This window comes from Paenibacillus sp. FSL H7-0943 (assembly GCF_037963265.1).
Taxonomy (GTDB): domain Bacteria; phylum Bacillota; class Bacilli; order Paenibacillales; family Paenibacillaceae; genus Paenibacillus_AQ; species Paenibacillus_AQ odorifer.
The window spans coordinates 6,353,436-6,368,594 of sequence record NZ_CP150148.1 but is presented as its reverse complement, the minus strand read 5'-3'; the positions used below and the strand labels follow the sequence as shown (position 1 = coordinate 6,368,594).

The 15,159-nt window shown below is 46.6% G+C and carries 14 protein-coding genes; 10 read left to right on the top strand and 4 right to left on the bottom strand.

Going from position 1 to position 15,159, the window contains the following annotated elements:
* The first annotated feature begins 14 nt into the window (after positions 1-14).
* Positions 15-617: a DL-endopeptidase inhibitor IseA family protein gene (locus NSQ55_RS27940; protein WP_051491029.1), complete on the top strand. Its 603-nt coding sequence runs from the start codon at positions 15-17 to the stop codon at positions 615-617.
* A gap of 37 nt (positions 618-654) precedes the next feature.
* Here the strand turns inward: NSQ55_RS27940 and NSQ55_RS27935 are convergent, their stop codons facing one another.
* Positions 655-1,062: a CBS domain-containing protein gene (locus NSQ55_RS27935; RefSeq protein ID WP_076182146.1), complete on the bottom strand. Its 408-nt coding sequence runs from the start codon at positions 1,060-1,062 to the stop codon at positions 655-657.
* Between the two features lie 154 nt (positions 1,063-1,216).
* A complete protein-coding gene (locus NSQ55_RS27930) occupies positions 1,217-2,644 on the bottom strand; it encodes a VanW family protein (RefSeq protein WP_076279160.1) in 1,428 nt (475 codons plus the stop codon).
* Between the two features lie 346 nt (positions 2,645-2,990).
* Here NSQ55_RS27930 and ftsE point away from each other — a divergent pair, with 346 nt between their 5' ends.
* From ftsE to NSQ55_RS27905, 5 genes are all read left to right on the top strand, one after another.
* Positions 2,991-3,677 (top strand): cell division ATP-binding protein FtsE, encoded by a 687-nt coding sequence (ftsE, locus tag NSQ55_RS27925; protein ID WP_036678556.1) that lies wholly within the window; start codon positions 2,991-2,993, stop codon positions 3,675-3,677.
* Positions 3,667-4,581: a permease-like cell division protein FtsX gene (gene ftsX, locus NSQ55_RS27920; RefSeq protein WP_076182150.1), complete on the top strand. Its 915-nt coding sequence runs from the start codon at positions 3,667-3,669 to the stop codon at positions 4,579-4,581. Before ftsE ends, ftsX begins: the two co-directional genes overlap by 11 nt.
* Before the next feature lie 28 nt (positions 4,582-4,609).
* On the top strand, positions 4,610-5,908 hold the full coding sequence (locus tag NSQ55_RS27915; protein WP_076123826.1) for a peptidoglycan DD-metalloendopeptidase family protein: 1,299 nt from the start codon (positions 4,610-4,612) through the stop codon (positions 5,906-5,908).
* 124 nt (positions 5,909-6,032) lie between these two features.
* Complete coding sequence (locus NSQ55_RS27910; protein WP_076301416.1) at positions 6,033-7,499, top strand: S41 family peptidase; 1,467 nt, start codon at positions 6,033-6,035, stop codon at positions 7,497-7,499.
* A gap of 540 nt (positions 7,500-8,039) precedes the next feature.
* The gene (locus NSQ55_RS27905) at positions 8,040-8,924 is read left to right on the top strand and encodes a PDZ domain-containing protein (protein WP_339170112.1); all 885 of its coding nucleotides are present in this window, start codon (positions 8,040-8,042) and stop codon (positions 8,922-8,924) included.
* Between the two features lie 497 nt (positions 8,925-9,421).
* Here NSQ55_RS27905 and NSQ55_RS27900 read toward each other — a convergent pair whose 3' ends face one another.
* Positions 9,422-10,075: a response regulator transcription factor gene (locus NSQ55_RS27900; RefSeq protein WP_076182156.1), complete on the bottom strand. Its 654-nt coding sequence runs from the start codon at positions 10,073-10,075 to the stop codon at positions 9,422-9,424.
* 17 nt (positions 10,076-10,092) lie between these two features.
* A complete protein-coding gene (locus NSQ55_RS27895; protein WP_076279161.1) occupies positions 10,093-11,250 on the bottom strand; it encodes a sensor histidine kinase in 1,158 nt (385 codons plus the stop codon).
* A 164-nt stretch (positions 11,251-11,414) separates the two neighbouring features.
* On the opposite strand from NSQ55_RS27895, the gene NSQ55_RS27890 reads away from it, so the two are divergent.
* The 4 genes from NSQ55_RS27890 to NSQ55_RS27875 all read left to right on the top strand — a co-directional run bounded on the left by NSQ55_RS27890 (position 11,415) and on the right by NSQ55_RS27875 (position 15,139).
* Positions 11,415-12,350 carry an ABC transporter ATP-binding protein gene (locus NSQ55_RS27890; RefSeq protein WP_076182161.1) on the top strand — a complete coding sequence of 312 codons (936 nt, stop codon included), beginning with the start codon at positions 11,415-11,417 and terminating at the stop codon, positions 12,348-12,350.
* Positions 12,351-12,367: 17 nt separating this feature from the next.
* Positions 12,368-13,540 (top strand): ABC transporter permease, encoded by a 1,173-nt coding sequence (locus NSQ55_RS27885; protein ID WP_248549033.1) that lies wholly within the window; start codon positions 12,368-12,370, stop codon positions 13,538-13,540.
* On the top strand, positions 13,533-14,693 hold the full coding sequence (locus NSQ55_RS27880; protein WP_339170104.1) for an ABC transporter permease: 1,161 nt from the start codon (positions 13,533-13,535) through the stop codon (positions 14,691-14,693). The genes NSQ55_RS27885 and NSQ55_RS27880 overlap by 8 nt, the downstream gene beginning before the upstream one ends.
* 122 nt (positions 14,694-14,815) lie before the next feature.
* Positions 14,816-15,139: an L-rhamnose mutarotase gene (locus NSQ55_RS27875; protein WP_038573529.1), complete on the top strand. Its 324-nt coding sequence runs from the start codon at positions 14,816-14,818 to the stop codon at positions 15,137-15,139.
* Positions 15,140-15,159 lie beyond the last annotated feature (20 nt).

The window sequence follows — 15,159 nt, the reverse complement described above, 5'->3', positions numbered from 1 at the left end:
AGGAGGAACTTCAGATGAACAAAAAATGGATGCTTGGTTCGTTGGCCCTTTCCCTAGGCCTTTTATCAGCAGGTAGCGGAGTTATGGCAGCTTCATCATCAGTGGGAAGCTCGGCAATAAAAAATGTGGCTGTGATTGGCACAGGAAAAGAAGGCCCAGCTACCATAAACAATTTGACGGTAAAAAGTGTGGTTCCGCTTGTTGTACATGCCAGAGCAATCTATTTCTATACTAGCCGCGGGGGCAACTTTTTCCCGATGGAAACCTTCATGTATAAAGCGCAAGAGTACCGTTACCTTTCCAATGATATTGGGACAAAGGCGAAGCTGATGAATTACATAAAAAAAGCCTACACGCATAATGCAGCAGCTTATTATGTGCAGACTCAATTTTTGGAGCATGAAGGTAGAATGTCACAGGTGAATGCGGATCTTGGAAACTCATTAATGTTTGAGAAAGCCACCGCCCGAATGCTCTCCAAAACTGCAACAACCGCTGAATTTGACTTAACAGTTCCTTATTCGAGCGGGCAGGAAGGCAGTGAGTCGGTGTATGTGAAGCTGAAAAAGGTGAATGGATACTGGAGAATTGATACGTCACCGGATATTCTTTTTTGAGGAAGGTTTAGGGTAGAAGAGGAAAGGTAAAGAGGTTCTATGCTTGGGCGCGGATAAGGTCAGAGGTATATGCAACACCAGCGAATTTACCTTTGCGAGTGATAATGACACAATCATTTTTCATAGGATCCGGGCGGTTCATAGCGAGGCTCAATACCATATCGAGTGGAGTGGAAATGTCAAGAATGAGCGGGGTTTTGTTCATAAGCTTCATGGCAGGTTCTCTGTAGAATAGATCTACTCCGGATCTTCCTGTAGCTTTCAAAAAGAAACGTTCGCTCATCAACATTCCTAGGGGTTCATTCATAGCATTGCAGACGACGATACATTTGGATTCTGGATGCTGAAACATGACGCGAAGGGCTTCTCTGCAAGTGCGTGAGGCAAAAATAGCAGGAGCACTGCGGACAATACCAGTAAGATCATTTACAAGAGCTGTTGTCATAGGATGTTCATCCTTTCTGATTATGGGTCTACTTCTAATGTACCCCTGAATCGTAAATTTCAAAGCCGGGTAACGTAAGCTACAGGTAAAATAGATTGCTAACAACAAATAACCGATCAGACCTTAGGGGCTCTGACCGGTTATTTGTTGTTAGCTATTCACTGCGGACGCCGTCCTCCACCAGCTGCTTTCGGGGGACATCCGGGATTATGGATTTGCTCACGCCTCCACGATTAATGGCGATTAATCGTTTTTGTGCGTAATATACGTCGCGGGACAGTTTATTCACCTCAGTGGATTTACCGTCAACATACTTTGTAATGTAGGTTTCAACAATATATCCGGTTTTCCCATTTTGAATAACACGTGAGCTGCCACGAGGCAGTGAAGAATCGTTTACGTATTTATCGACTGGTGGGAGTACCTCTACTGTTTTTGAATGAACTTTGTAAGTGACATTTTGCGGAAACGTGCCGAACAGCTTTATGGTCAGTGATTTACCCTGCACAGCTGCTTTAATTATGAGATATTTGCCAGTCGTATTGCGAAAACGAAAGTTGATATAACCTTCAGCGAATGTTGCGTCCTGACCTTTGGGCAAGTAGTTGACGGGCAAGGAATGATTACGGCGTTCCACAATTTCTAGCCCTATACGCAGTGCGGCATTGTAAAGAGTGCTCGACACTTGGCAGATCCCTCCACCAACACCTGCTTGCAGCTTGCCGTTCACAATCACCGGCGCTTCACGGAAGCCGTAATTCACCTTTGCTTTTTCTATAGCTTTTCCATAATCAAAGACGGCTCCAGGCGGGAGAATGGTTCCATCCACAGCTTTGGCAGCAGCTTCCACGTTGTAGCTTCGTCCAGGTCCACTTGCACCTAGAGAGGTGCTGAACTGCATTACTTTTCGCTCGATACCTTGTTCCTTTAATTTCTTTAAAGTTATGTCAGGCTGCAGGATTAACAAAGGGACCTCCATCGTGATTCCCTTCTCCAGCAGGGCATTCAGATGATTAAAGCTGGTGGGGGCAGCTGCTCCTAAGGAAGTCTCCAGAGCTGTCCAATCAACCTCCAGGGAAGTTTTCTCAGAAGTATATACGATTCGGTCATCGCCTGTAATTCGTCGTGTAGCGTCCACTGGTTCACCAAAGGACTCCTTCTCCCAACTGGGACTTAGAATCTTTTGAAATTGTGCGATTTCCAGATGGGTTTCAAGCTTCCACAACTTAGGGAAGTTATAGCGTGCCTTTACCCGCTCCCAAAGCGTTCCTTCGGCAAGCTCTTTTAAGCCCTGCTGAAAAGCAAAGGCTTCATAGCTCAACCCAGTCTTATTAAGGGTTAGGGAGAGATCTGCATTGCCTTCCACTTTTAGCACTAGAGGGACGGTTTCGAGGGCATGCAGCCGTTTATCCAGCTGGGAGCGGACCTCGGTGAGGGTCATGCCTCCGACCTGCCAGCCGGCAAGGGTTGTACCCTTTGGAAGCGTGGTTTTGCTGCCATATAGATGAAGCCCTCCGTAAATACAGGAGCCGATAAGGACGAGTGCGATGACCACTATGAGGGCAGCATGGATTTTTTTCATGATTAATCTCCTTTTGGGGATTTGGATTGCGCTAAGCAGGCGCGGCCCTGTAACAGAACTTAAAGAACACTTCGTGGGATACCGATAATAAATTAGTAAGAAATAAGTAGTCTCTAATAAAGGGAGTTAGTTACGACATCTGATAACAGGCACCGCTAGGTGCTTTTTTATATGTATATGTCTAGTCACTACAAAACTTTCGAATAGTCGTGCAGTTACGGGGTACTCAATCAGTTACAGATTTGTTACAATAGATACATTGCGGAAATATTGAAGTTTATGGAAACTTGAGGTGGACAATGTCGATTCGCACAAGTGGAAAATGTCATAATTGGGAAGTGAGAAAATGATTGAAATGCAAGATGTATGGAAAACGTACCCTAACGGAACTCACGCACTGCAAGGAGTTTCAGTGAAAATCGACCGCAATGAATTCGTGTACGTTGTCGGCCCTTCCGGCGCGGGTAAATCTACTTTTATGAAATTGATTTATAGAGAAGAAGTGCCTACCAAAGGACAGATTTCGGTGGGAGGTTTCAATATAGGAAAGCTAAAACCACGCAAAATCCCTTATGTCCGCCGTAATATCGGCGTTGTATTTCAAGATTTTCGGCTTTTGCCCAGAATGACGGCATACGAGAATGTAGCTTTTGCTATGGAAGTTATTGAAGCGCCGAAAAAAGTCATCAAGAAACGTGTGAATGAGGTTCTTGATTTGGTTGGGCTGAGAAGTAAAGCGAATCGTGAGCCCTCACAGCTTTCTGGTGGTGAGCAGCAACGGATCGCTATTGCACGGGCTATCGTCAATAATCCTTCTGTTATTATTGCGGACGAGCCTACAGGTAACTTAGACCCCGAGACTTCATGGGGCATTATGCAGCTGCTTGACGAGATTAATTTTCGTGGAACAACGATTGTAATGGCTACCCATAACAGAGATATTGTGAACAAAATGCGCAAACGGGTGCTTGCGATTGAGAATGGAAACATTGTCAGAGACCAAGCGAGAGGGGAATATGGTTATGAGTTTTAAAACCTTCTTGCGACATGTGCGGGAAGGCTTCAAAAGCGTATTCCGTAATGGCTGGATGTCGATCGCCTCAATCACTTCGATTGTTGTTTCTCTTTTTGTTCTAGGTGTATTTATTCTTCTTGTTCTTAACGTAAATTCTGTAGCTGATGAGGCAGACAGTCAGGTACAGATCAAAGTGCATCTAGCTTTGAATACAGATCAGAAGATGCGCGAGACCCTGCAGACTGAAATTGGCAATATGCCGGAGGTCAGCAAGATTACGTTCATCTCCAAGGAACAGGGACTTAAAGATCTCCGCGCAGATATGGGCGAGGAGGCAGCAGAGCTTCTGGAAGGGTTCGATGAAGACAATAACCCGCTTCCAGATACCCTTCAGGTAGAGGTTATTGAACCTACTACCGTTGCTTTTGTGGCTGAGAAGATTCAAGCCCTTAACAAGACACATACCGAACAGCCTATCTACAAAGTGAAATATGGCAAAGGCTCGATAGAAACATTGTTTAAAATTACGCGTGCCGTACGCAACATTGGCTTTATTTTTGTAGCGGGGCTGGCACTTATGTCTATGTTCCTCATCTCCAATACTATTCGGGTAACGATTCTTGCCCGGCGCAAAGAGATTGGGATTATGAAGCTGGTAGGTGCGACAAATTATTTTATTCGTTGGCCTTTCTTTATAGAAGGGGCATTAATTGGACTCATTGGATCATTGATTACTTCGGGTGTTTTATATGCCGGTTACAAGGGTTTGGAATCTTCGATACAGGGAGATCCAATGCTCGGATTGCAGCTGATCCCTTTCAGTGATATTTGGCTGCTGCTCGTAGGTCTGTTAGTTGGACTAGGTGTGTTGATCGGCGTCTGGGGAAGTACGGTTTCTATTCGTAAGTTTTTGAAAGTTTAATTTAAGAGTGAAGGATGGGGAGTGCGAGTTGAAGAAGATTGCCGCCGGACTAGCCGTAATGTTACTAGCTGTCACTATATTCCAACCCTCTGATGGATATGCCAAAAAAACAAGTGTTGCCGAAATCGATAAGCAATTAAAGCAGCTGCAACAAGAGGTGCAGGAAGCTAAGGCGCAGCAAGAGAAAGCGGAGTCCCAAACGCAGGAAGCGCAGCACTATAAGAATAAGACAAATATCAATTTACAATATGTATTGCAGCAAGTGGATCAAGTTAAAGGCAAAATGACCGAAATCTCTAACAAAATTTCCGACACAGAAGAATCTCTTAATGTTACAGCAACGGAATTGGATGAAGCAGAGGCACGAGTGGCCTCAAGAGAAGAACTCTTAGGATCCCGTGTCCGGTTGATGTACACGGATGGAGCGGTATCTTACCTAGATGTTTTGCTCTCATCGACAAGCTTCTCTGATTTTCTGGGCCGCACCGATTCGCTTAAGATGATTGTGGATCAGGATCAGGAGCTGTTAGTCCAACACAAGCTGGACAAGCAGACAGTTGTAGAGAAAAAGCAGGAGCTTGAGGGGCAATATGCTCAAGCCAAGCAGTTATACACCTCCTTGGAAAATCAGAGAAGCCTGCTGAAAGAGAAGGAAGCGGAGAAGCAGGAGCTTATCGCATTTTATGATAAGCAGATTCAAGAAAGCGATGATCTAAGTGAAGAGCAGAATGAGAAGCTGGTTAAGCTGGCAAGCGAACGTTCTGCTTTGGAAACCCAAAAGGATAAGATTAAAGCTGAGGAAGCAGCGCGCAAAGCAGCAGCCGCCAAAGCAGAAGCGGCACGCCGGGCAGCAGCAGCTGCCAAGAAAGCCGCAGCCAGCAAGGCAAGCAGCAGTTCAAGCTCCAGCTCCTCAACCGCGTATGCTGGTGGAGATGGACCCTTCCTGCTCCCTGTAGGCTCGGCAAGAATCTCCTCCTCCTACGGACCACGGACACACCCTATTACGGGGGAGAAGGGGAAAGTACACACCGGGGTAGACTTTGCAGTTCCACAAGGAACCAATATTCATGCGGCTGATTCGGGAACGGTAATCGTAGCTGAATGGTATAGCGGTTATGGATATTGTGTAATTATTGATCATGGCGGCGGAGTTTGGACCCTCTACGGCCATATCCGTAAAGGTGGTATCAAGGTTAGTCCTGGGGATAGAGTCAATCGTGGGGATGTGATTGCTGAATCCGGTTCTACAGGTAATTCGACGGGCCCCCATCTCCATTTTGAAGTTCGGATCGACGGCAAGACAGTAAATCCGATGCCTTATCTCTAATTTTTAAGAACTTATAACTCATATTATTTGAGCGTACGGCATATACTGGAAGAGATACCGTACCTTTCAGGACGGACTTATGGAGTTGTTTGCGAGATGGACAAGAAGGGACGGTGGGAACATCATGTTAAAAAAAAGCACAGCGGCGTTTATGATTATCGCCGCCCTGCTATGCGGTAGTCTGGTGACCTTGGGCGTGACGGGTTATAGTCATGTTATCGGACAAGCTGCAGGAGAAGGACTGGCCTCAGCATTGCAGGTTACTGGCCTTCAGCAGAAGGAATCCCAGAAGCTTGGAACGGCTCTCAATCTGATTGAGAGCAATTACTACGAGACAGTAGATCGGGAGAAGCTGATAGACGGTGCTGTCAACGGTATGATGGAAGCGCTGGGCGATCCTTATTCCAACTATATGGGCAAAGAAACAGCTGAGAAATTCGAAGAAAGCATTGAGGGTTCCTTTTCAGGTATCGGTGCGGAGGTCTCTTCGGATAATGGCAAGGTAGTCGTGGTCTCTCCGATCAAGGGCTCACCTGCTGAGAAAGCTGGGATTCAGGCCAAAGATGTTATTCTGTCCGTTAACGGTGAATCGCTGGAAGGCATGGAGCTGAATGCAGCTGTTGCCAAGATTCGCGGTCCTAAGGGCAGTGAGGCCACTTTGAAAATACAACGTTCCGGCTCTGTAGAGCCACTCGAATTTGTTCTTACCCGGGATGATGTGAAGCTCGAAACAGTCTACGCTACTATGGAAAAAGACAATGTGGGTGTAATCGAGGTTACGCAGTTCTCCCTGAATACCGCAGAACGATTCAAGGAAGAGCTGGAGAAGCTGGAGAAGCAAGGCATGAAGGGACTTGTTATTGACGTCCGTAATGATCCAGGTGGTGTTCTTCCGATTGTTATTGAAATGGCAGAGCAATTCGTTCCAGCTGGAAAATCTATAGTGCAAATAGAATATAAAGACAAAAAACGCGAAGTTAGTACCTCAAAAGGATCGAGTAAAGCTTATCCAGTGGTCGTGCTGATGAATAAAGGTAGCGCAAGTGCTTCGGAAATATTGGCGGGTGCTTTGCAGCAGTCGGCAGGAGCTAAGCTAATCGGTGACAATTCTTTCGGTAAAGGTACCGTGCAGACGAGCTTTGATAAACAGCTTGGAGACGGCAGCTTGCTGAAAGTTACCATTGCCAAATGGCTTACGCCAGACGGCACATGGATCCACGGTAAGGGCATTAAACCGGATATCGCGGTAGCGCAGCCGGATTACTTCTCGGTGGCTCCGATTAACAAGAGCGTGGCGCTGCAATATAATATGAACAACGCTGATGTGAAGAGTGCACAGACGATGCTGGACGGTTTGGGTTATAAGCCTGGACGTAAAGATGGCTATTTTGATGCTGGCACTAAGGACGCAGTGAAGAAGTTCCAAAGTACAGCAAAGCTCCAAGTCACAGGCATAATTGACGCCAAGACAGCCGAGGCGCTGGAAGCGGCGCTGATCAAGGTCATTCAAGACCCTGTTCACGACAACCAACGGAATAAAGGGATTGCTGAGATTCAGAAGGAAATTAAGGCGGCAGCGTCGAAAAAGTAAGAAGGCTGAATTCAGCCTTCTTTTTTTCTTTTAGATATGAAAATGCCAACCGACGTAGAGGAATTAGAATATATACAAATCAGTCATCGGACGAAAAGGAGTGTGACGAACAGTTTGAATGTGATTCAGGAACTGTTAGGAAGCTTGGGCACTGCGTTCTTACACTTATTGATCCAGCCGTATTACTACATTGCTATTATATTTATTGCGTTATATTACCGTAGGCAGGTGGCATTAGAACGAAAGCTGATACATGTGAAATTACATAGCTGGGGTCAGGAAACGTGGCGGACGGTATGGAGTGGTCTAGTCATGGGTTTGGTCGTCTCTATAGCAGCCGTTCTGCTAGGAATATCATTATCAGGTACCGCTGTAGCCTGCATTTGGGTAGTTAGTCTCGTGTTGTCGCTACTGCGTGTACGGTATTTGTGCTTCGCGTATTCTATAGGGTTGTTAGGTATCATACAATTTGTAATTTCTTTCTTTCCAGATACTTTAGATAGTGGAACGGTAGGGAATATTACCACCGCCATACGGGAGATGGATATTCCTGCTTTGCTAGTGTTAGCTGCGCTGCTGCACATGGCGGAGGCACTGCTGGCCCGCAGACAAGGGGCCAAGCTTGCAACGCCGCTCTTCCTGAAGGGAAAGCGCGGCATGGTCGTCGGCGGCTATCAGCTGCAGGCCTTCTGGCCGCTGCCGCTGTTCCTGCTGCTCCCTTCGGGTGCAGGAACGGATTTGCCATGGCACTCGCTGCTCGGCGGCAGCCTTGGCATCGTCTCTTTGCCCGTCATCATCGGCTTCAGCGAGATGACACAGGGCATGCTGCCCGGGCGCAAGGCGGCCCGCACTGCAGGACGACTGCTGATCTACAGCATCGTCCTGCTCGGCTTAAGCCTGCTTGCCGCTTGGTGGAGCCCGCTGACTCTGGTCGCGGCGCTCGCAGCTATTGTGCTGCACGAAGGGTTAAGCTGGTACGGCGCTCTGGAAGAGCGCAGCATCAGCCCCATCTTCGTGCATCCACCGCGCGGCCGCAAAGTGCTGGCCGTGCTGCCGGGCAGTCCCGGTCAGGAGCTGGGCATCCTGCCCGGCGAGATCTTACTGAAGGTCAACGGGGTCCTGTTGACCGATGCGGCGCAGCTACATGAGGCGCTGCGCATGAATCCAGCGTTCTGCAAGCTGGAGGTGCTGAACCGTGAAGGGGAGAGCAAATACCTTCAAAGCCCGATCTATGATGGGGATCACCATCAGCTCGGCATTATTTTGGTGCCGGAGACAGATGGGATGATTACCGCTGAGGCGAAGCCTTCCAGCATCTACAGCATCATCAGGATGAAGACAGGCATACGCAGCCGGAACTTTCCGGACGGCCAACTTAAACGAAAAAAAACCACTGAAGCCAAGCAGGAATCAGCGGAAGGATAACTAGAAGATGCCCCATAAGCCATGAAATGGTGAATGGGGCATCTTTGTTTTTGATTAGATGGTAATTTCGCGTGCGAGAAGTTGCTATCGGACCCAGTTGCCCCTAATCACAGCATTTTCGCTTTTTTAGAATGGTAACGGACCCAAAAGGCGCTATTGGCATCAAAAACACCCCAAATGAGCCTCTTTCTGAGGAATAACGTCGCTGGGGTCCGAAACTCTGCTCAAACGCCGATAAAATTGTAAATAGCGTCACTGGAGTCCGAACCCGCGTCCAAGGAGTAATGTCACTGGAGTCCGAACCGGCGCCCAAGGAGTAAAGTCACTGGAGTCCGAACCCGAGCCCGTGCCCAAGGAGTAACGGTACTGGAGTCCGAACTCGCGCCCAAGGAGCAGCGTCGCTGGAGTCCGAACCCGCGCCAAGGAGCAACGTCACTGGATTCCGTAAGAAAAACCAACTTTGGCAGTGGCCTATTCACAGGCTATATGTTACTAGTTCAACCCCGCATGTTCTTCAAATAAAAAATTGCAATTTGCGTACGATCGCGGAGCTCTAATTTGCTTAATATATCCGTTATGTAATTTTTGACGGTGCCCTCGCTTAAAAAAAGCTGTCCGGCGATTTCTTTGTTGCTATGCCCCTCAGCGATAGAAGCGACTACAGCCAGCTCTGTTTTGGTCAATCCGAAGGATTCCAGTGGCTGTACCTGTGGCAATTCTTGCCGTGCCGTAGGCTGCAGAAAGGTTGCCAGCTTGCGGGCGATATCAGGGTGGATAAGCATGTTCCCTTCAAAAACCGTTTTAATGCCCTGGATGATCCGGTCTGGCGGTATGTTTTTGAGCAAATATCCACTAGCTCCGTTACGCAGTGCCTCAATGATATATTCATCATCGTCGAAGGTGGTCAGCATCAATATCGCAATTTGCGGAAAAGCCTGCTTAATCTTCTCCGTTCCTTCAACGCCACCGCAGCCGGGCATGCGGATATCCATCAGAGCCACATCGGCCATTAATCCTTCTTGAAGTAATTCCAAGGCTTCGTTACCTTCACAAGCTGCTCCAACAACTTCAATATCTGGGTCCATCCCTAGCAATACTTGCAGACTTTGGCGAATAAAGGGGTCGTCATCAACAATTAACACTTTAATCATTAGCATGGCTCCTTTCGTTATACAATCTCATCTTGCTTATAAATGGGCAGCCGCGTAATGACTGTAAAATGTGGCTCCTGCCTTAGTTCGAGTGTTCCACCGATCAGATGAGTGCGCTCGTACATGCCTTTCATCCCGTCCCCACCACTCCCCAATAATTTGCGGAGCTTCTCTTCTTCTGGAAGTGATCCATTGTTGCTAACCTCCATAGTGATTCCTGCTTGCGCGTAGTCAATTTTGATCCGGATGGACGTTGCTTTTCCATGCCGCAAGGCGTTGGTTATAGCCTCACGGGCGTTTTTGTACAGGATCACTTGGATACTAGGATAGAGCGGATAAGGTATGCCCTGTACTTGGTATGAGGTCTCGATCCCCGTCTCACGCCCAATCTCTTCGAGCAGCCGGTCTAACGCATAAGCTCCCTCAAGCTTCGGGGTGTAGTTGATACGTTTAACTGCGGACCGCATATCGTCCATGCTAGCCGACAGCTGGTCACGAATCAATTCCATCATTTGCATTCCGCTCTCGGGAGAGGTGGGCAAGGTCTGGAGGGCGGCCTCCATCATCATTTTAATCCGGATTAACCGGTGGCCGATATCGTCATGGAGCTGGCGTGAGATTCGGACGCGCTCTTTGGACTGGGCAGACTCTTCTACTTGCGCGCTGAACTCCAGCAGGCGGTTGCGAGCTTCATCGAGTTCGAAATGCTTTTTGCGCAACTCATCATATAGAAGAAGAGTGTCTTCGCGCCGCTGGCCAGCTTTCAATAATAGCTTATTTAGGTAGGCAGTGAGCAGAAATGAAAGGTTAATGTAAGTCACTACGAGCGATGGAGAATTCTGGAGTGCGACGTTCAAAGCTATCAGATGTACACCTGTGAACACGTAAGGCACCGCTTTAGGCTGGAGTCTGGAATAATAAAGCAGTGCTGATATAGCGGGGAAAATCATCATGCTGCCATATTGATAACATAACCAGGCCGTGAACAAGATTTCAATGATACTAATCAAAGCATGAATGGATCGAGGGAGCTTTGGCACCATGACCACAAGGAATAGAAGCATCAGGATATGCAGCGTGAAGATTCCATAATCGTTATATTGATAGACATAAATGGTAATAAACGCAGGGATTAAGATGAGTCCGTAACGCAATAAGTTTAGCTCTCTGGGCACGCCTTAGTCATCCTTTATGTTTTTTAATAATCTTAGCATATTATCCCACTACTTCAGGAGATGACTTTAGTCACCTTCAAAAAATGACCTTTCGTACATCCGCAAAAATTCAACCTAGAATAAAATTGAAAATATAGAAGCACACACGACAGGGGAGATAAGAGATGGCAATCGCGGTGTTGACCGATGTGGTGAAACGGTATGAGAACAAATTAACGGTAGATCATGTGAATGTTACGATTCAAGCAGGAGAGATCTTTGGCCTGCTAGGCCCGAACGGGGCAGGTAAAAGTACAACTATAAGTATGATTTGCGGCCTGCTAAAGATTGATAGTGGAGACATTGTTATTGATGGGTTATCAGTCTCTTCGTACGCACTGGAGGTTAAGAAAAAGATCGGTTTGGTTCCGCAGGATTTGGCTTTGTACAATACAATGACAGCAGCTGAAAATGTAACTTTTTTCGGAAGATTGTATGGCTTGCGGGGGAAATTGCTGAAAGAGCGGGTGGCGGAAGCTCTTGCTTTCACAGGACTTAGTGACCGGGCCAAAGAAAAACCAGCCACCTTCTCCGGAGGGATGAAAAGACGTTTGAATATCGCTTGTGCCATCATGCATCATCCAAAGCTGATTATTATGGATGAGCCGACCGTAGGGATTGATCCGCAGTCTCGTAATCATATCCTTGAGTCGGTCAAAGAGCTGAATCGGCTTGGCTCAACCGTCATCTACACTAGTCATTATATGGAAGAGGTTGCAGCCATTTGTGATCGGGTAGCGATTATGGATAAGGGACATATCATTGCTTGTGGCACGGAAAAGGAGCTGCGGGAACGGGTTTCTCAAGAAGAAAAAATAGTGGTCAAAGCAACGAACATCACCCCGGAGCTAATCAATGAGCTTAGTCTACACCCGCGGATCACGAGAGTGGAAAGTAAAGAGGGAACGGTAGAAATGTATCTCCCCTCCTCACAGGATGAGCTGCAGGATATCTTATTTATTTTTGCTAAACATGAAGGCATTATTGGTTCTTTAAATATTGAGGAGCCGGATCTGGAGACATTATTCCTTAGTTTGACAGGACGGACATTGCGCGATTAAAGGAGGGAGAGAACGCTTTGAGAAATATTTGGACAATTATGATTTATGAGCTTCGCAGGCTGTTTATTTCACGCTCAATCATCATTAATATGTTTCTGCTACCGCTGCTTTTGATCTTTCTGCTGGGTGCTTCCCTCTCCAGTGTAATCGGTGATAAGGCAGCGTCTAAGATTGACCCTGTACGTGTTGGTGTAGTTAATCTTTCTGGAGAAGGGTATGAAAGCTCGGCGATGATAGACAGCTTTTTGAAGACGCCGGAGCTTAAGGATATCATTATTCCGGTCAAAGTAGGGAGCCGAGAGACAGCGGAAAGCGGCCTGCGCGCCGGGAAATATGGTTATGCGGTTATTGTTCCCCTAGGCTTCGATAAGAAAGTACAAAGCGGCGAAACTGCACAGTTAGAGTTTGTTCTGGGCAAAGATCGGACAGATAACATGGTTGCGGGGACGGTATTCGATAACTTTTTGAACAATATTAACTATAAGCAATCCGTAGCTATGACGTTGGGTCCAGAAGCTTTGACTGCTACTGCACCAAGTTTGGGAGAGCAGCCTTCTGTTAAGGTTGGGGCGCTCAGTGAAGGTGGCCGATCCTATACAGCCTCCCAATTCTATGCGGTATCCATGATGCTGATGTTTCTGCTATATAGCGGTTTGACCGTCAGCAGCTCTCTTTTTAATGAAAAAGAAAATCACACCCTCTTCCGAATAACCTCAATGCCGGTAAAAGGTTCTGAGCTGTTTATTGGTAAAATGCTAGGCGTAGGGGTTGTAAGTGTAGTGCAGTGCGCAGCGATTATTATCCTGACTCATTTGTTGTTTGGCGTAAATTGGGGCAATCGTCCGGGCTTGCTGCTGCTCTTCTGTCTCTTAATGATCATAGCTTCCATGACATTATCGATTGTTATTTCAATGTTTTGCAAAACTAAAGCAAGTGCAGGAAGTATTGTTAATGTTATCACTGTGGTCATGACCTTCATTAGTGGAGGGATGGCTCCACTTCCGGAATCATGGGTGAACTCGGTCGGGGCATTTACCCTGAATCACTGGGTACTACAAGCTGTTCTAAAAATGATGCTGCATGCAGAGGTCTCAGAGATTTTGCCGAATCTGCTGGTCTTGTCGATCATCTGTCTGGTTCTATTCAGTGCAGCGGTTATCTCGTACCGGAAGGTAGGTTACCATGGATAAGATCTTAACGATTGCTTGGAATATGGTGAAAAGAACGATTGGTTCTCGGAATGGGCTGCTTTCGTATATTCTTCTGCCATGTCTTGTCGTGGCCGGGGTAGTAGCAATTAGTGGAAGTATGGGTGAGAGACCGGCTACTATTTTATATTCGAATATGGACGATGGTACAGCGGGCAAACATTTGCTTACCGAGCTGGAGAATACCGGTGATTATAAGCTGGTAGAGAAGACAGATGAGGCTGATTTGAGGGAGAGTATTATCGATCAGAACGGAGAAGCCGGTATTTTGATACCGCAAAACTTCACCTCCGCACTGCTTGCTGGAGAAGAGCCACAAATTAGTGTGTATGAGCTTAAGGCTACTGAAACATCCATTATGGTAAAAATGAAAATCAGTGTAATTGCTGATGAAATGCGAAACACTGCTGGACTAATTGGAGCAGCTCGGACTGAGGCTACGGACTCGGACTCACAGTTTGCTGCCGTAATGCAAAGAGCTGAGCAACATAGTGTAGGCAGTATAAGAACAGATTATGATTTATATCCCAAAGAGGGCTTAAGCATCGTCACAGGATTTACTTTGATGTTCTTAATGGGGCTGGTTACAAGTTCAGTGTCGCTTATTATGGATGATCGAAGAGAACGAACAATGAAACGTATGTTCAGTGCCCCGGTTCGTTCGTATGAGATTGCCCTCGGTAATTTTCTGGGAAGCTTCATTGTTGGGTTAATTCAAATTGTTGTAGTACTTGCTTTGGGCCGTTATGTACTGCAGTTTGACTTTGGATTACCGCTCTACTTGTATTTTTTGGTTCTTGCAGCATTTATGCTCGTTTCCATGGGCTTAGCCAGTACGGTAGCAGGTCTGATTCGCAATCCCAATAATACTGGCATGCTTAATTCGCTGATCCTGACCCCGACATGTATGCTTGGAGGCTGTTTCTGGCCGTTATCCATTATGCCGGATTATATGCAGAAGGCAGCTAATTTTGTACCGCAAAAATGGGCGATCCAAGCGATCGATATCGCTGCTACAGGTGGAGGCTGGAATGAATTATGGCTGCCTTTTGCCATCTTGGGTCTTATGGCCGCGGTGCTGCTGGCGATTGGTTCTGCTATTCTACGTCCGAGTGAAGCCGGAATTAACGCTTAAAAAATTTACAGATCATATAGATATGCATAGCTTGGACTACTCTATTCAGGTACAATAATAGGTATCAAATGTCCCTAGTTCTTAATATGTGTAAAAGAGGGGATTTCTAGGAGGATGAGCAGATGAGCAGCAATAAATTGGCTTGGACATGGCGGGTGAAGGAAGAATGTTTAGAGGAGTATGTAGCTATGCATTTAAATCCTTGGCCAGAAATTTTGGAGGAGCACAGTAAGGCTGGTATTTCTAACTATTCCATCTTTCAGAATGGCAATCAATTTTTTTACTGTTATGAGTGTGAGGATAGTAAGGCGGCTTTCGATTACATTGCCAAAAGTGATGCTTGCAACCGCTGGAATGCGATTACCTCTAAGATGGTTGAAGGTTCATTTGATTTCAATGATGAGGTGCCTATGCAGCCCTTACGTGAAGTGTTCTATCTGAAATAAGCAATTCAATTCTAGAACAA